The sequence below is a fragment of the Patescibacteria group bacterium genome, from assembly GCA_028707065.1.
Taxonomy (GTDB): domain Bacteria; phylum Patescibacteriota; class Patescibacteriia; order Patescibacteriales; family WJLG01; genus JAQTUZ01.
This window is the reverse complement of sequence record JAQTUZ010000005.1, coordinates 13,532-31,276: the sequence shown is the minus strand read 5'-3', so window position 1 is coordinate 31,276 and position 17,745 is coordinate 13,532. Positions and strand designations below refer to the sequence as shown.

Below are 17,745 nucleotides of genomic sequence, written 5' to 3'. Positions count from 1 at the left end.
ATCAAGATAAAAAAGGGGGAGAATAACAAACAAGGGGAATTATGCAAAAACATTTGCTGATCATTAATATTTTGCTGTTACTTTTGGCTTTAGCCGCGAGTTTTATCGTTGGTTTGTTTTTGATAAGCAATTTCCGCGCCAACCAGGCCGGAGCGGCCGCCAACGACAAGATCCCGCCGATAATTTTTAACTCCAAGATCGACGGCATCTCTACCAGCTCGGCGACTATTTATTGGCAGACGGACGAGCAATCGGATTCCTTGGTCAACTACGGTTTGAATCGCAATTACGGCATGGTGCGCGATCCGCTTTCCGATAAAACCAGCCATAAAATAATTTTGGACGATTTGCTGCCTGACTCCACTTATTATTTCCGCATTATTTCTTCGGACGTTTCGGGCAATCAGGCGATTTCCAGCGATTTTTCTTTTGTGACCACGGGAAATAAAAACGCGCAGGTGTCCGAGCAGCCCGGCCAGTATCCGGGCCCTTCGGAAACTCCCGGCCAGTACCAGGGCAACACCGAGCAAGTGTCTTCCAGCACCGAAACCAACAAACAGCAAGTGACGCAAATTTTGGAAGAGATCAATAAAATCACCGACCAACGGACCCTGCAAATTATTCAGAATCAAATTCAAGAGCAGGCCCAGCAGGTCACGGAAAAACTGGAAATAATTTTTGACAAGGTTGACGTGGAAACCGGCGTCGATTACGCCATTATCAAATGGCAGACCAACCAGGAAGCCAATTCGATCGTGGCGCTGGTGACAGAAAAAGATTTCAACGCCAATAATCCCAATCCTTATGTCTGGCAGGAAGGAAATTATGACGAACAGGTTATCGATCATACGGCGCAGATCAACGGCCTGACTCCGGCAACGACTTATCATTTTCAGGTTGTTTCCAAAACCAGCTTGGGCGTGGAGACTAAGAGTACTGACAAGGTTTTTGTGACTAAATCGATCCTGCCGGAAATTTATAATATCACCATTGCCAAGATCGAAGAGAGCGCGGCGACCATAAATTTTGCCACCAATATCCCTTGCTCCGCTTATATCGAGTACACCGATCTGGATACGGGCGAAACCAAGATGCAGGGAAATTCCAATTATTCGATCGTCCATTCGATCCGCCTGGATAATCTGAAGTACGATACCTATTATTCGGCCATGATCACCGCCGAGAGCGAAAATAACGATAAAGCGCAAAGTTCGCCTTTTACTTTTTTGACCATCAAAGACGTGCTGCCGCCGGCTATTTCCAAAGTCAATACCGAATCGACTCTTTATCCCGGCGCGGACACGAAAGTGCAGACGATCATCAGCTGGGAAACGGACGAAGAAGCGGTCTGCCAATTTTCTTTCCATCAGGGTTTCAATGCCACGGAAAAAGTGGACGTTTTGCCGATGGAAAAAGATTATGGCACCAAACACGTGCAAGTAACGACGAATTTATTGCCTTCGACGGTTTATAAATTTTGGATCGAATGCTATGACAATGTCGGCAATAAAGCGCGCACCAGCGATTATATTATGCTGACGCCCACCCGCGAACAAAACATCATTGATATCATTTTGAAGAATTTCGAATCCACCTTCGGCTGGGTCAACGGGAAAAAATAAGTAGAAAGTAAAAAGTTATAAAGTTAAAAGTTATAAGGTAGAAATAAAATTAATAATTTTTCACTTTCAACTTTTAACTAATAAGATGGAGCCTATAATACAAAGCAGGCACATGGACGTGGTCTATAACCTCGGCAAGAAGAACGAGTTTAAGGCCATCACCGATTTAAATCTGGATATTTATCCCGGTGAGTTTATCGCGCTTTTCGGCCCTTCGGGCTGCGGCAAGTCTACGGTTTTTTACAGCATTTTGGGTATCTTGCAGCCTTCAGCGGGAGAAATATTGGTAAAAGGCGAAAATCCCTACGCTTTTTCTCCGGCGGAAATGGTAAACTACCAGGCGCGGACGATCGGCATCATCTATCAGGCATTTTTCCTGATCAATTCGATTTCCGTAATCGATAATACGGTTTTACCGCAGACTTTTCTGGGTATTCCGTGGGCGAAAAGGAAGATTCGCGGACAGGCTCTCCTCGATCGTTTCGGCATCGGCAATAAGGCGGACAATTATCCCATGTTGCTTTCCGGCGGACAATTGCAAAGAGCTTCAGTGGCCCGTTCGATGGTCAACAATCCGGATATTTTGCTGGCTGATGAACCGACCGGCAACCTGGATTCCAAATCTTCCGATCAGGTGATGCGCGTTTTGGAGGAGATCAATCAAAAAGATAAGAAGACCGTGATCATGATCACCCATAACGCGTCGCAATTGGTCTGGTGCCACCGGGTTTTTTACATGAAAGACGGCCAGCTCTTGCGCACCGTTCCCAATCCGGACAAGAAGCAAGTCGTCAAATTCGACCGGCAGAAAGTTTTGGTCACCGAAATCGAGCTGCTGTCCAAGATGTTCCCTTATTTTGAACCGGAAGATTTGAAAGTCAAAAGCCTGATCAATTATTTGACGCAGGATTTGGATTTTTTGCAGATCGATCGCTTGGAAAAAGCGGTGAAATTGATGATTTTGCGCACCATGGGCAGCGATAATTTTTATGAAATTTTAAGCGCGCCGTTAGCTAAAGGCGGGGTGGGGCTGCCGAAAGTCCGGGCCAAATTCTTGACCGATAAAGTGATGCAGATCTTAAAGCATTCGGAAGATGTCCGGCGCTATCGCCGCCGCATGAATGAAGGGGCTTTTTTCAGCCGGGAAGACAAACTGATCAATGAACTGCTATATTATGTAATGGAGGAAGCCAAGATCAGGGTCGATCGCGACCAAAAGGCGGTTTTAAAACAAGCGGTCCGCGACCGCGTTTCCGGGCTGATCCGCAAAGAGGATTTGGAAGAAATTCTGAAAAAGTCGGCCAAGAAGGGCGGCGTGGGGCTTGATAAAAAAGATCGGGACCAAGTGGTATTTTATTTTGAGAAATTATTGACCCAAGGGATCGACACCGCCAACAAATCATAGAATTTTTAGTTACTTAGTTGATTAGTTAATTAGTTGAATAGCAGACAATATTAATTATTATTTACGGACTTCGTTTTAATACGACTAAGTGCCTAATTAACTAATTAACTTATAGTTTTAAAGAAAAAATTTTTCTACCGCACCCTGTCGTGTGTTACGCGCTACGTGTTACGTGATAAAATATGATCAACTATAAAGATACCTTTAAATTGGCGACCAGAATGTTCCGCACTCGGCCGATGAGAACTTGGCTGACGATTTTGGGTATTGGCGTGGGTATTTCGGCCGTGGTGATTTTGGTCGGCCTGGGTTACGGTCTGCAAAGGATTTTATTGGAAAAGATCGTTTTCGGCGAAGCGATGCTTTCTTTGGACGTGTTGGCGCCGCCTTCGCAAGTGATCACGATCGATGATAAAAAATTGGCGGAATTCAAACTGATGGATAATGTCGAAGATGTTTCGCCTTTGGCCAGCTTCAGTTCCTCGCTCACTTACAACGGCCTGACCGGCAGCATTATGCTTAAGGGAGTCGATTCGTCTTATTTCCGCTATGCCGGCATAATCGCTGATAAGGGCGATTTGTTTGCCGAGGACGAGGATGATCGCTTGGTTATTTCTTCCGCCTTATTAAAACTTTTTGATGCCAAATCCGAAGAGATCATCGGCCAATACGTGGATTTGAAAGTTTTGCTTCCTGCCGCCGATGGCAAGGTCCATGAGATGCCATTGAATAAGCAATATCGCATCAAGGGCGTAATAGCCGACGATGCCTCTCTTTACGCTTTTGTTCCGTTAAGTGATTTGACTTCGCAATTCGCCATCGGAACTTATGAAAGAGTCAGAGTAAAAGTAAGCTCCCGGGAGTTTTTGGATAAAGCTTCGAATGAATTTTTAGCCAAAGGTTTCATTGTTAATTCACTTTCCAAAACCGTGGATCAGGCCAATAAGATCTTTGGCGCCATTCAGATCGTGTTGGCCGTTTTCGGCGGCATCGCCCTGGTCGTTTCGGCGATCGGCATGTTCAACACCATGACGGTCACGCTTCTGGAGCGGACCAAGGAAATCGGAATTATGCGCACGATCGGCGCTTCCAATTTGACGATCGAGATCCTCTTCCTGTCGGAAGCGGTTTTAATGGGATTTTTCGGCGGCTTGTCCGGGGTGGCGATCGGCGTCGGGGGAGGAGTGGCGATCAATGTGATTTTGGGTTTTATCGCTCAGCGGATGGGCGGCCAAGCAGTCAACTTGTTTGAATTTCCCCTTTGGTTTTTGGCATTTATGATCATTTTCTCGGCGATTCTGGGAGCCTTAACCGGTTTCTTCCCTTCGCGCAACGCCTCTAAACTTAACCCGCTGGACGCGATCCGGTACAGTTAAAGCAGGAACGCAATATTTTGCGTTCCGGCGGATTGTTAAAAATAGCTTTATAACCATCTCATTAAACATAAATATTTATAATAAATTAAATTTAATTTTATGGACAACAAGATCGAGCGGCAACAAAAATTTATTTCCTGGACCGGAAATAAAAAAATATTTTATCCGGTTCTCGGCGTTATTATCGCGCTCCTTATTTTGCTGGGTTTTTGGCTGTTTTTCTGGCAGCCGCAAATGGCGGCCAAACGGACGGCCGAGTTGCAGCAGCAAAAAGCCGCCCAGGTATTGCTGGATAAAAGGAAAAACGCCACTTATTCCCGCCAATCTTTCTTTTTAAGCGCTCCGGCCGGAGCCAAGGGCGCGCTCAACGTGCCCAGTTTTTTGGAAGGATTCTGGCGAATGTCAGACACTAATAATGTCAACAGAAAAACGACAATTCTTTACGTAAAAAATCCGAATTACGCCGCGCCGCTAATGTATATCAGATATGACGATAAGGCGAGTTTTAAATTGGCGGCCGGAGAAACTGAATTGAAAACCAATTCGACCAAATATTCTTACGTCTATTATTTTTATCCCGTCGATTCTTATCCCGGCGCGGATCAAGCCGATTTTTCTTCAATGCAAAAGGATTTCCAGGACGCGCTGAAAACTTTCGGCATATTTTAGTTAATCTATAATTCCCCGTCAGCGAGCTCGCTGGTATAAAATAACCGCGAGGGTCGGCCGGATAGTGGAGCGACCCGAGCGCCTTTATTCCCGCGAAAGGGGAGCTTTGATCCCGCCCCGGCGGGACTATTGAGGGGTTCCCCCTAAATTTTAATTTAATGGCTTCGACAATCATCTTCATCGTTCAAGCAATTATTCTGTTTATCGTCTTATTTTTTATTTTTATTATTTTGCGTGAATTGCTGTTTTTCGGTTTTGCCCCGTTCCTGCAGTCGCATCCGGAAGTAATGGAAAAAATATTGGAACAAATCGAGATCAGAGACGATTATGTTGTTTACTCCTTGGGTTACGGCCGGTCTGGCTTTCTTTGGGCGGTGGAAAAAAAATTCCCTACGGTGAAATTGGTCGGAGTCGATGACAGTTTATGGCATTGCACGCTGGCCCGGCTGCAGATTTTTTTCCGCGGCAGCCGGATCAAAGTCAAATGCGCCGACTATTATCTGGCGGATATCAAGGGGGCCAATGTTGTTTATTGTTACCTGGATGTTCAAATTTTGCGCGAAATTTATAAAAAATTGCGCGTCGAGCCCAGAGCCGGCGCTATAATTATCAGCTCCGGATTCATTATTCCTTTTTTGGAACCGATCAAGGTTTTGAAAACCGAACCGAAAAAAAGATGGTTTAATTTTCTGATCGGCGGCGAGGAAAAAGTTTTGACTGAAAAAGAAAAAGAATACAAGCCTGACAAAAATATTTACTATTATGAAGTGTAAAAATAAGTAAAAAGTAGAAAATAAAAAGTAAAAAAGATCTATTCTTATCTATTGTTATTTGAAGGTCAAGCTGGTCTTATCGATAATTGATATTTGTAAATTAATTTAAAATTAGCCTTTTTTCTGCTAATGCGCGAGCAATTCATTTAGCTCCGGAAAAGTGGTATAATATGAATAAGGATAATAGCTGTGGATAAGTTGTTTATGGCGTAAATTGAGTTAATAATTAAATATGGCCAAATTTTTACAAAAGAAAATTAAACACACTTTGCCGATCATCGTGATTTTTTGTTTGCTTAATGTGATAGTCTTGGGGTTTTCTTTCAACTTGAATTTGAATTTCGTCAAACCGGCGCAAAAGGGTTTTGTTAATCTGGCGGCCGATGCCGAGGCGGCGACGGCCACCACTTCGGTGGTCGTGAAAAACTCTCCGCCGCACTTTACCGCCGGCCCGGCGGAAAGTCCGGTTTCCTCTTCTACTTCGCCGGTTAATGTCGGAGGCAGTATTGGTTTTACCGGCACCGCGCTTGATGACGAGGGAGACAGTTATTGGATGATCGTTTGTTCGGGCACCCAGGCTACTACCACGGTGGACGGCCAGCCGCCTTCTTGCGTCAGCGGAACTCAATTTTGTCTTTCCAGTAAAGCTTCCAGCACAGTGCCGGTTAGCTGCACTTACAACAATGTCACCGATCCGGGTTCGGAAATGCAGATTTGGTATGCTTTTATTTGTGACGGCCATTGGGGCGATCAGCGGTGTTCGGTTCAAAGCCAAGGCGCCGGCGACAGCGGCAGTCCGTTCTATGTCAATCACGCGCCACAGCTAACTCATCTTTATACCTCGTCAGACAATAAAGATCCGGGAGTGGCAGTGACCATTACCGCCAGCACCACGGATTCCGACGTTCAAGGCGGATCTGATCATATGAGCATCTTCGTTTGTTCCAGTAATAGCTGGACGGTCGGTGGCGGCTGTGGCGACACTGAACTTTGCCACGGTTCTTCTTCCGTGGCGACCAGCGTTTCTTGCGATTACACCACCGACGTTCCCCAAATGCATGCCGCCTATACTTATTATGGTTTTATCAAAGATTGGCACAATATGGCCGCTTCGACCGGCAATGGCACCTCCAGCGTTTATAATGTCAATAATGTCGCGCCGACAGTTTCCAACGTGACTTTAAATAGCGGTAATAATATCACTTTGAACATCAAAGGAGCGTCGGAAGTTTTAGTTTTGGCAACTTCTTCAAGTGTTACCGATAATAACGGCTGTACCGATCTGTCCACCGCCACCAGTACGATTTATTTAGAAGCGGTTTCGGGCGGCAATAACTGCGGCGCCAACGATAATAATTGTTATCAGATCGCCACCGATCATTGCGCTATTTCCAATTGTTCCGGGCCAAGCAGCGCCACCGCTTCGATCACTTGCAGCACCACGCTGGCTTTTTTTACCATGCCGACCGATGCTTCCAGCGTCGCTTCCACCAGTTCCTGGTATGCCGGCATTAAAGCCAACGATGCGCTGGGATTGAAAGGCTTGGGTCTTTATAATACTTTAAACGGCGTGGAAGTTATTTCGTCCGCGGCTTTAAGCGTCGATGAAAATACCATTCCTTACGGCACCGTTCAAGCCGGTACTAATACCGGCGCGGACAATGCCTCGACCACCGTGGTTAATTACGGCAACACTCCGATCGATACGGCGGTTTCCGGCGAGGATATGTTGAAAAATCATGTTGGCCCGGAAATAATCAAGATCGATAATCAGCAACATGATAAAAATCCCTTCTCTTTTTCCGCCGGCAACACTTCCTCGACAACTCCGGATACGGTGACTCTGGGAATTGCTCGTCCGATTGATCAAAGTGACGTCTCGGCTGAGATTTATTGGGGCATCAGGGTTCCGGCCGGTACGCCGTCCGCCACCTTTTACGGCGTCAATACTTTTACCGTGGTTCTAAATAAATATGACGATTGGCAGTATCCGTGAAGTTGACAAAATTTTCAATTTTGAGCGCCTCATCGGGCGCTCTTTTTTTACTCTTATGGGATTGTGTCGCCGAATGCCGTATTCAGCCTAAATTTGACTCGAATTTTGAAAATTAATGCTCGAAAGAGCATTCAGCGATAATCACTTTTTATGAACAGGGCAAGGATAATTTTTGTCCAGTATTTCAGGCGGATTCTAAGGCTAAAAAAATATTTGGCGACCTTGGTTTAAAAAGGCTAATAATAAATATTTTTAAACTTAATAATTGTTTAATAATCATCATTGCATTTGCCAAAAAGTTATTGTATGATTAAGTTGTAGGATTATACGCAATTTGGGGGATATACCACGGCGTATAGTTTTATGATTGTGAAAATTTGAGGGGGAAATCCCTTGCAGGAACGCAAAATTTTGCGCTCCCGAGGGTCGCTTCATTCCTTTGCCACCCTTCAGATTGAATATATTTAAATGCTAAAGAAAATTTTATTGCCTTTGCTTGTTTTAGTTTTGCTTTTTTCCTGGGCTAATGGCGTTCGGGCTGGTTTTGGCGTTTCACCGCCTTTGATCCAAAATCATCAATTAACGCCAGGCTCGACCTACAAGCAGGAAATAATGTTATTGCGGTCGGACGCTGCCGATGATCTTAAGGCGGAAGTAAAAGTCAATGCTCCGGAAATAGCTTCTTGGATTACGCTTGACCAGGGCGGCAGTTTTGTTTTGCCCAAGGGAAAATTGCAAGTGCCGATGGTGATAACTTTTAAAATTCCCAAAGGCGCGGAATTGGGCAACTATACCGGCGCGATCGATGTTAAAGTCGCCCCGGCCTCGGAAAATGGAGCCGGCGTGTCCATCGCTTTGGGCGCGCGGATCGATATTGACTTGGCGCTGACTAATGTTTCCCAAGCGGACTTTTTGGTCAGGCTGGTTTCCATTCCTGATTTCGAGCGCTTGGGCAAACCTTGGGATTGGAAAATTTGGGCGCCGATCTTCAACCGGCTTTTTTACAAAATAAGGGTCGTGATGAATATCGAAAATAAAGGCAATGTCAAAACCGCGCCATCCCAAGTAACAATCGAGGTTTGGGATCTGAGTAAGAAAAAAATGCTCCAGTCAAGCGTGGACCGATCGATCAAAAAGATCGACCCGTTTTCCACCGCGGCTGTGACAGCCGAATTTACCACTCATCTTCCCGCCGGACAATATTGGGTCAAAGTTAGAATTTATAAGGAGCAGGAGATCGTCAATTATTATGAAATAGCCTTTACTATCGCTAATCCGGGCATTTTGGGCGGAAATAATTTGGGCGTCTGGCCCTGGCTGGTCGCGGCGGGGATAGTTTTGATAGTTTTGGCGATAATCGCCCTGCTGGTTAAGATCAGATTCTGGCGTTTCTTTATCTGGCTGGTTTTGTTGCCCTCCCGGCCGATCTTGCGCACGATTATTAATTTCTTCAAAGCTCTTAATAAAAAATTCTGGCAATGGCTGGTAAGACAAGCCGAAAAGCACAAGGAGGAAAAGAATGAATAATAAGATATAATCCAGGTTCATCCGCAATCTGAATATTGCTGGCGTTAAATCCGAAGTACAAAATCCCTGTCTGCCGGCCGGCAGGCGAAATCCGAAACAAATCTAAAATTCTAAGCGCTAAATCCTAAAACGTTTGGATCGGTCGAAGGCTGAATCCCTTTGCTTGAGAGGGGTTAAATTAAAAAGTTTTGGATTTGGGATTTTGAATTTATTTCGGATTTATGATTTCGCGTTTCGAATTTAATAGCGGCGGCATTCGGCAGATAATTTTTTAATGTTCCGGATTATTTTTATATGAATAAAAATTTCCCCAAAATCCTGTTGGTTTCTTTTTTTTGTTTATTGTGTCTGGCTTTGAATTTTAATTTATTTCCTTGGGCTCGGGTCGGTGCGATGAAAGAAGGGGTTTTCTCGGCTTATGCCTCCACTTCCGCCTATCTGGAAACTTCGGTAAAAATTCTGTTGGTTTGCGGCGATGGTTTTATCGACCCTTATTATGAGTTTTGCGATCCGGGCAATCCGTCCAGGGGAATTTTGTCCAACACCGGCACCACGACTTGCCAAAGTTTCATCGATATCTACACCGGGCTGCCTTTCGTCTCTGGACGGCTGGCTTGCACCAGTGATTGCACCGCCTATTCCACTTCGACTTGCTACACTTGCGGCGATCTGCACAAACAACAGGCGGAGGAATGCGACAACCTTGATTTTGGCGGCGCCGATTGTAAAAGTTTTGGTTATACCACCGGCACCTTGCATTGCACTCCTAATTGCCGGCTCGATTTAAGCAATTGCAGCGTGGTCGGCAATCAAGAACCCCAGCCGGGCCAGCTGCCGACTACCGGCGGCGGAGGAGGCGGTTCGAGCGGCGGAACCTCCGGCTTTGTACCCGGCACAAAAACCCCGCCCGACCAGACTTTAGTGGTCATTAACGGCAACGGTTATCCCAACCGCGAAGTCCGGGTCTTGATCGACGGCAACGTCGCCGGCATCGTGCGCGCCGACTCCAAAGGCGATTTTCATTTTCAAAGCGGCGATACGACTCCGGGCGTTTCTTCTTTCGGACTTTGGACCGACGATGAGCGCGGCTTAAAATCCACTTTGCTCACTTTGACCTTTCGCGTCGCTTCCAAATCGATTACGACCATCGAAAACGTTTATCTTTCACCCACTATCGATGTCAACAAGAATCAAGTGAACAAAGGAGAGAGCATAAAAATTTTCGGCAAGAGTTCCCCGACCGTCAATATTGCCGTGCACGTCAATTCGGATCTGGAAAGGGTCTCCACCACCACCAGCGGGGCAGAGGGTGATTGGAGCTTGGTTTTTAATACCGCGCCTTTAACCGAAGATTTTCATACGGCCAAAGCTTTGATCCACCTGAACAGTCCGACCGGCGTGATCGAGAGCAATTTCAGCCGTTCTGTCAGTTTTTATGTCGGCAAGAATGTGCCGGAAAAGGGCAAGTGCGGCATTGCCGATCTGAATTGCGACAACGCGGTTAACCTGGTGGATTTTTCCATCTTGCTTTATAACTGGGATACCTCTGACCAGACCGCCGACATCAACAAGGACGGCAAAGTCGGTTTAGCCGATTTTTCCATCATGATGTATTATTGGACAGGATGATAATTAGAAATTAGAAATTGGAAATTAGAAATTTTAAAATTCAATTTCCAATCTTAATATTTTTTATGATGAAAAAACGAATTTCAAATTTCAAATTTCAAATTTCCACGTTTATTTTGGGAATATTTATTTTTATATTTCCAGTTGTTTTTTTCCCGATTTCGGTTAAAGCCGCCACTTTTTATCTTGATCCGCCGCAAAAAACGATCGGGCCGAATGATGTCATTGAAGTGCGGGTAAAAGTTGGCGTTTCGAGCGGCGAATGCATTAATGCCGCGCAAGTCGGCATTAATTTTCCTTCCGATATCCTGGAGTTCAAGGATTTTAATTCCGGAGAATCTTTTTTAACCATTTGGGTGCAAAAGCCGGATCAGGAGGCGCTGGAGCGGGTTAACCGCGAAGGAAAAATTATTTTTTCCGGCGGAATTCCCGGCGGCTATTGCGGCGTCATCCCGGGCGATCCGGGCGATAGCAATATTTTAGGTTCGTTGATTTTTTCTCCCAAAAACCCCATCGTTTTTCACAAGGCCAAGATTGATTTCAGCTCGGATACGGAAGCTTATATCAATGACGGCGAGGGCACCAGAGTTTCGATCAACGCGCAAGGAGCGGTTATTGAGATCAATGAAAAGATCACGACCAGCTCGGATGTCTGGGCCGAGAAGATCGCGGCTGACAAAATTCCGCCCGAACCGTTCGTGATCGAGATCGACAACAGTCCGCGAGTCGCCAATGGCCGATATTTTGTGGTTTTTTCCACGGTCGACAAGCAGACCGGAGTTGATCACTATGAAGTTCTGGAAACCAAGGCGCAAAATCTGCAAGAAAAAAAGGAAAGCGCCTTTGAGCGATTTATCCGTCAGATTTTCAGGATCAAGGAAGTTTTGCCCGCCGGCTGGGTGAAAGCTGACTCGCCCTATATCCTTAAGGACCAGTCTTTGAACAGCGTGATCAAGGTTAAAGCCGTTGACCGCGCCGGCAACGAGCGGATCGTCGAGTATGATAACGCGGCGCTGCAATCATTGAAAAATCCCCGCTCAACAAATTGGCGGCCGATCATCGCTGTCGGCGGCGGCATCTTAGTGATCATTTTCGTGTTAGTGCCGATCATCGTCATTTTAAAGAGAAAGGCGAAAAATAAAATCAAGCTCGGTTGATTTTAAATTGTCGTATTCTTGAATTTAAGTTATAATAAGGATGATTTGATTTCGCGAAACAATCGGTTTGCCCTGGATCCTAAATTCAAAGCTCAAAATCCAAAACTCAAAACAAATCTAAAATTTAAAATTGAAAATATTTTGTCAGCGAATAGATGGTCGCTCTTTGGATAAGTTTTGACCATTTGAATTTTGGATTTGCTTTGGATTTTGTGCTTAAGATTTTGGATTTAAATAACAAGGAGCTATGAGAAAATTTTTCTTCCCGTTAATTTTAGTTGGGTTAGTTGCTGCCAGCGCGTTTTTGGCGACTCCGGCCTGGGCAGCGGGTGCGTCGCTTTATCTCTCGCCTTCGACCGGGACGAAAATTTTAAACAGCAAATTCACCGTGGCCATAAAGATCAGCACCGGCGGCCAAAGCATCAATGCCGGGCAGGCGTCGCTTACTTATGATAAATCCCTGCTTAAAGTGCTGAGCGTCGCCAAGGGTTCGGTTTTCAGCCTTTGGACCGAAGAACCGACTTTTTCATCAGGCGCGGGAACGATCGGATTCGGCGGCGGCGTGCCCCGCCCCGGTTATACCGGCAATGGCGGCACGATCTGCGTCATCACTTTCCAGGCGATCAAGCTGGGAACGGCCGCGGTCAATTTTACTTCCGGGGATGTTTTGGCCAATGACGGCATGGGCACGAATATTTTATCCAGCCTGGGCTCGGCCAGTTTTATCATTTCCGCCAAAGTAGAAGCGCCGACTCCTGAAAAACCGGCCCCGGGCCAACCGACTCCGGCACCGACTCCGGCACCGGTGGAAACGGCCGCTTACAATCGGCCGGTGATCACTTCCGATACTCATCCCGACCAAACCAAATGGTATAAAGCCAAGACTGCTGATTTTTCCTGGAAACTGCCGGATGGCGCGACCGGCGTCAGCGTTGCCTTTGATCAAAAAGCCGGTACTGAACCGGGCAATGTGCCCGATGGCTTATTCAATAGCAAACAATATACCGCGGACCACGATGGCAGCTGGTACATTCACGTCAAGGTCAAGGACAATAAGGGGCGCTGGGGGACGACCGGGCATTTCCGCGTGAATATCGATTCCACGCCGCCTAAAGACTTCGCGCTTTCGGTAAAGCAGGATGACCCCAATGATTGGCCGACTTTATATTTCCAGACCACTGACGAGTTATCAGGTTTGGATAAATATGAAATATTGATTGACAGCTTGTCGGCCGAGCCAATTGTTTTAACCGCCGACAAAACTTCTTATAAATTGACCGACTTGGCAGTCGGTTCGCATGCGATCGCGGTCAAGGCGCTTGATCTGGCCGGCAACGGGACCTTGGCTAATTTGACCTTTGAATTTGCCGCCGTGGCCACTCCGGTGATCAAAAGTTACTCCGCCGAAATAAAACCCGGCGATAAATTCTTCATCAGCGGCACGGCCAATCCCAATAATACGATCAATATTTATCTTCAAGGGGAAGGCCAAGCTCAACCCGAAGTTAATAGTGTAAAAAGCGACAATGACGGCAATTGGTTCCTGGTCGCGTCCAAGAATTATGCCAACGGCCGCTATACGGCCTGGGTGGAAGCGGTCAATCCCAACGGCTTGAAGAGCAAGCCGAGCGCCAAGGTCAGTTTTCTGGTCACGGCGCCGATTTTTGCCCGCATCGGTTCGTTCGTCTTAAATTATTTCACGGTGCTTGTCTCCCTCCTCCTGGTGATCATTCTGATCGTCGCGCTCCTGATCTGGATCTGGGAATTCGTGCGCAAGAAATTAAAGAAAGAAACTCTGGAGATCGAAGATGTGCTGGAGAAAAATATCGAAGAACTGAAGATCGCCGTCTCCGAGGAGATCGATGATCTCGTTAAGATGAATCGCGCTGATTTCGCCAAAGGCAAGGCCCGGGTAAAAAATATTTTATACGAGCATATCGACGCCACCAACAAGAGGATTTTGAAAGAGATCAAGGACGTGGAGAAAATTTTGAAATAATCATTTCAGCTAAAAAAATCACCTTGAATAAAGGTGGTTTTTTGTCGGCATATAAAATTCCCCTCTCGAGAGGGGTGGACCGCCGCCTCGGCGGGACGGGGTGTGTTAAGGTTCGTTTTAAGGTCAAAAATCTTCGCCACTTTTTTTAAAAAAAGTGGCGCATCCCGCAAAAATGACGGGACAAGGAAAACTGCGCGCTGGACAAATTTCCTATCACTCCGCTAGGAAGCCTAGCCCCGCCGTTGGCGGGGCACGGCTTCCCTGTCCGCCTTGGGAGGATACGCTGCGCGTCTTGTCCAAAATTTTTCAATGCTCGCTACAAGGGAATTTATTTATTTGTTTTTAAAAATAAAAATCGCCTTTTACAGAAGGAGATTTTTTTATCCTAATTAACTGATTAACCAATTGCCTAATCGACTATCGTCTGTCCGCCCAAATCTTTCAGGACATTTGTCCCGTAGCCGTCGTTGGCCAGAACCAGCGAATCGGAACTTAAATTAAGATTAGCGGTGCCGGTGTTGATCTGCTTGAACGTCAAGGAAATGACATTGCTCATCCTGTCCGTGCCCGGATAAGGGGCGAGACAGCTGATTTTTATTTTTCCCAGAGCGTTATCGATCTTTTCTTCCACAAAAAAAGAGCAAAAAGAATTGCCTTTGCTCAAATTTTCCAAGGATAATTTGTCGGTCGGAAAGGATATTTCGGTCGAGACGGTATTAATCTCTTCGTCGGCCGGGTCAACCACCAGATCCAGAGTGAAAGAATTGCCATTTTTTTCCCGAATGGGGGTCAGAAAAAGAGCTGAAGCGGCGATTTGCGGATTCAACTTGGGACCGCGGTAATAAAACTCCTCGGCCGCAGCCGGATTTATTACCGCAAATATAAACAGGGCTATCATTGCCAGAAATAGCGCCTTTATTGGGGCTTTAAGCATGGGAAAAGCCCTCCTAAACCTTACGACAAATAAGGTTGTTAGCTTTGAAAAATACTTTGATTAGCTGTATAGTTAGATTATATCATGGATCATGGAGCATGAAAACATGGAGCATGGAACATCCCGCCACAAAAGATTTTTTAACGTTGATTCCGATTTTGCTCTATGTTCCATGCTCTTTGTTCTAATTCTAAAATTTATGCCTATATTTTATCGATTTTTCTTGCTAATATTATTGACATTTTCGCTTCTTATTCTGCCTGCCTGCGCGACGAATAATCAGCCGCCCGCCCGCCGAGTCCCGCAGGTGCTATTAGGCGTTGATTGCGGATTTAACAAGCTGAAATGCTGCGCGACCACGCCCAGCTGCAATTATGGCCAGCAATGCTGCGTTGATCCGAATGACGCCACCCGCAATTATTGCTCGGAAGATTGCGGCTGCGGCGATAATGAAGAATTTTGCTGTGCCGGCAATGTTTGTAATGGCGATGCCGTCTGCGTCAAGGGCATTTGTTTTGCTTGCGGCGAAAAAGATCAGGTTTGTTGCGCTAACGGTGAGAGCTGTTCGTCCGGATTGGTTTGCCAAAATAATAAATGCGCCGAATGCGGTCTTAACGGCGAGCCTTGTTGCGCGAGTGATAGCTGCTTGCCCAAAACCGGTGAGCGGTCCGAATGTTTGAACAATATTTGTGCCAACTGCGGCTTTGACGGCAACCCGTCCTGCGCGACCGGCGATCGATGTTTAATCGGCCAGCTGCTCACCGGCAAAACCTGCGAACGCTGCGGCCAAAGCAACCAGCCTTGCTGCAATGAAAATTCCGGCGCCGGCTATGATTGCGACCCGTCCCAAGGATTAAAATGCGAGTTGGGATTTTGCGCGGCAGATAATTAGTTAATTGGTTGATTAGGTACTTAGTTGAGGCGCTTAAATTATTGAATTGATAAAACGATACAACTAATTGACCAATTAACTAATCAACTAATTCCCATTTTTTCCTTGAACAAAGCTAAAAAAAATGTTAAAATAGTAGAATAGAAATAAGCATTATCTAATGAATATTGTCATCGATTTTACGCCATTTTTGAATTTTTTCAGCCAATCGCCCGATATCATTCTCGGCCAGCTGCTTTTTTATTTCGGCTGGATTCCGATTGCCGTCACCTTTCTCTGGGGATCGTTTAAACTGTGGATTTTTTACCGCCAGAACCAGTACGCGGCCAAGAACGGCAAATACACTCTTTTGGCCATTGATATTCCGCGCGGCAACGAGCAATCGCCCAAAGCCGTGGAAAATTTATTCGCCTATCTGGCCGGAGCGCACTCTTCCATCAACCTGCTGGAACAATACTGGGAAGGAAAATTCCAGCTGGGATTTTCTTTTGAGATCATCAGCACCGGCGGGTACACCCAATTCTTGATCCGCACGCCGATCCCGCAGCGGGATTTGGTCGAATCGGCCGTCTATGCCCAATATCCGGACGCGGAAATAACCGAAGTTGATGATTATGTCACGGCTTTCAAAGATCTTCGATTTCCCAACGATAAATATGAGATCATGGGATCGGAATTCATTCTGCAGCAGCCTAAGTCCTACCCGATCAAAACTTATGAAGAGTTCGAGCACATCATGGGGGAGCCGGAAACTCATTTTAAGGATCCGATGGCCGCGCTGATGGATCTCTGTTCCAGCCTGCAGCCCGGCGAAAATCTTTGGTATCAGATGCTCGTCATACCGATCGGGTTTGACTGGATGGATGAATTGGACAAGGAGGTCAGTAAAATTTTGGGGGAGAAATCCGAATTCAAAAAAAATATTTTGCATTATAGCGCCGATGCCGCGCTGGGATTGATCTCGGCGGCGGGCAGCGCCGTGATGGGGCCGGTCGAGGCGGCGGAGAAAAAAGTGGAAAAGAAAGATGATGTTTTAAAGATGATGCAGTTGAAGCCCAAACAGAAAAAAAGAGTCGAGGGCATTGAGAAAAAATCCGGCAAAGTGGCTTTTGATTTCAAGATCAGATTCGTGTATCTGGCGGAAAAAGAAGTGTATAACAAAGCCAAAGTTTTTGGCGGTTTTGTCGGTTTTATGAAACAGTTCGCGGCGATCGATTCCAATGGTTTGAAACCGGATATGGACAAAACGGCGACTACCGCCAATTATTTGTTCCGCCAGAGCAATCTTAAGCGCAGAAAAAATAGAATTTTTCAATACTATCTCAAACGTGACACTGTTGGCGGCCGGAAACGCGGTTTGTTGAACGTGGAAGAGCTGGCGACGATCTGGCATTTCCCCAATATGGGCACGGTTAAGGCGCCGCTGATTCAAATGGCACCCGGCCGCAAAGCCGAACCGCCGATGACTTTGCCGCAGGCGGAAGAAATAGTCAGTCAAGAAAAAGCCGAACCGCTGTTTTTGGGCGAATTGCAAGAAGAACCCGCCTTCGCCAAGGCTACGGCGGGCAAGCTCGGTGTGGAGAAAAAATCAGCCGACGAACCGGAAGAGCCGGCCGCCGAAGCCGCGCCGGAAGAGCCTAAAGAAGATAAGGGCGCGCCGCCACCAAACCTGCCTTTTGTTTAAATGATTTAGGCAATCGATAGGTGTAATACTAATTTAATACGAATACATACTAATATGACGAATAATTTTTTAGTGAGCATTC

Annotated in this window: 13 protein-coding genes; 12 read left to right on the top strand and 1 reads right to left on the bottom strand. The window is 46.2% G+C overall.

The window, feature by feature from the left end; translation table 11 throughout:
- Positions 1 to 41: 41 nt before the first annotated feature.
- The 10 genes from PHE24_02710 (at position 42) to PHE24_02665 (ending at position 14,153) form a co-directional block, all read left to right on the top strand.
- Complete coding sequence (locus tag PHE24_02710) at positions 42 to 1,622, top strand: fibronectin type III domain-containing protein (protein ID MDD4902025.1); 1,581 nt, start codon at positions 42 to 44, stop codon at positions 1,620 to 1,622.
- A gap of 85 nt (positions 1,623 to 1,707) precedes the next feature.
- Positions 1,708 to 3,027 carry an ABC transporter ATP-binding protein gene (locus PHE24_02705; protein ID MDD4902024.1) on the top strand — a complete coding sequence of 440 codons (1,320 nt, stop codon included), beginning with the start codon at positions 1,708 to 1,710 and terminating at the stop codon, positions 3,025 to 3,027.
- A gap of 182 nt (positions 3,028 to 3,209) precedes the next feature.
- Positions 3,210 to 4,403 carry an ABC transporter permease gene (locus PHE24_02700; GenBank protein MDD4902023.1) on the top strand — a complete coding sequence of 398 codons (1,194 nt, stop codon included), beginning with the start codon at positions 3,210 to 3,212 and terminating at the stop codon, positions 4,401 to 4,403.
- 99 nt (positions 4,404 to 4,502) lie between these two features.
- Positions 4,503 to 5,072: a hypothetical protein gene (locus PHE24_02695; protein ID MDD4902022.1), complete on the top strand. Its 570-nt coding sequence runs from the start codon at positions 4,503 to 4,505 to the stop codon at positions 5,070 to 5,072.
- A 158-nt stretch (positions 5,073 to 5,230) separates the two neighbouring features.
- Positions 5,231 to 5,845 (top strand): hypothetical protein, encoded by a 615-nt coding sequence (locus PHE24_02690; protein MDD4902021.1) that lies wholly within the window; start codon positions 5,231 to 5,233, stop codon positions 5,843 to 5,845.
- Between the two features lie 232 nt (positions 5,846 to 6,077).
- Positions 6,078 to 7,841, top strand: coding sequence for a hypothetical protein (locus tag PHE24_02685; protein MDD4902020.1), 1,764 nt, complete (start codon positions 6,078 to 6,080; stop codon positions 7,839 to 7,841).
- 468 nt (positions 7,842 to 8,309) lie between these two features.
- A complete protein-coding gene (locus PHE24_02680) occupies positions 8,310 to 9,368 on the top strand; it encodes a hypothetical protein (protein MDD4902019.1) in 1,059 nt (352 codons plus the stop codon).
- 294 nt (positions 9,369 to 9,662) lie between these two features.
- Positions 9,663 to 10,997: a hypothetical protein gene (locus tag PHE24_02675; protein ID MDD4902018.1), complete on the top strand. Its 1,335-nt coding sequence runs from the start codon at positions 9,663 to 9,665 to the stop codon at positions 10,995 to 10,997.
- 65 nt (positions 10,998 to 11,062) lie between these two features.
- Positions 11,063 to 12,154: a hypothetical protein gene (locus PHE24_02670; protein ID MDD4902017.1), complete on the top strand. Its 1,092-nt coding sequence runs from the start codon at positions 11,063 to 11,065 to the stop codon at positions 12,152 to 12,154.
- Positions 12,155 to 12,401: 247 nt separating this feature from the next.
- Complete coding sequence (locus tag PHE24_02665) at positions 12,402 to 14,153, top strand: cohesin domain-containing protein (GenBank protein ID MDD4902016.1); 1,752 nt, start codon at positions 12,402 to 12,404, stop codon at positions 14,151 to 14,153.
- A 409-nt stretch (positions 14,154 to 14,562) separates the two neighbouring features.
- Here PHE24_02665 and PHE24_02660 read toward each other — a convergent pair whose 3' ends face one another.
- Positions 14,563 to 15,087, bottom strand: coding sequence for a cohesin domain-containing protein (locus PHE24_02660; GenBank protein MDD4902015.1), 525 nt, complete (start codon positions 15,085 to 15,087; stop codon positions 14,563 to 14,565).
- Between the two features lie 199 nt (positions 15,088 to 15,286).
- Here PHE24_02660 and PHE24_02655 point away from each other — a divergent pair, with 199 nt between their 5' ends.
- Positions 15,287 to 15,979 carry a hypothetical protein gene (locus PHE24_02655; GenBank protein MDD4902014.1) on the top strand — a complete coding sequence of 231 codons (693 nt, stop codon included), beginning with the start codon at positions 15,287 to 15,289 and terminating at the stop codon, positions 15,977 to 15,979.
- Positions 15,980 to 16,139: 160 nt separating this feature from the next.
- On the top strand, positions 16,140 to 17,663 hold the full coding sequence (locus PHE24_02650; protein ID MDD4902013.1) for a hypothetical protein: 1,524 nt from the start codon (positions 16,140 to 16,142) through the stop codon (positions 17,661 to 17,663).
- Positions 17,664 to 17,745: the final 82 nt, after the last annotated feature.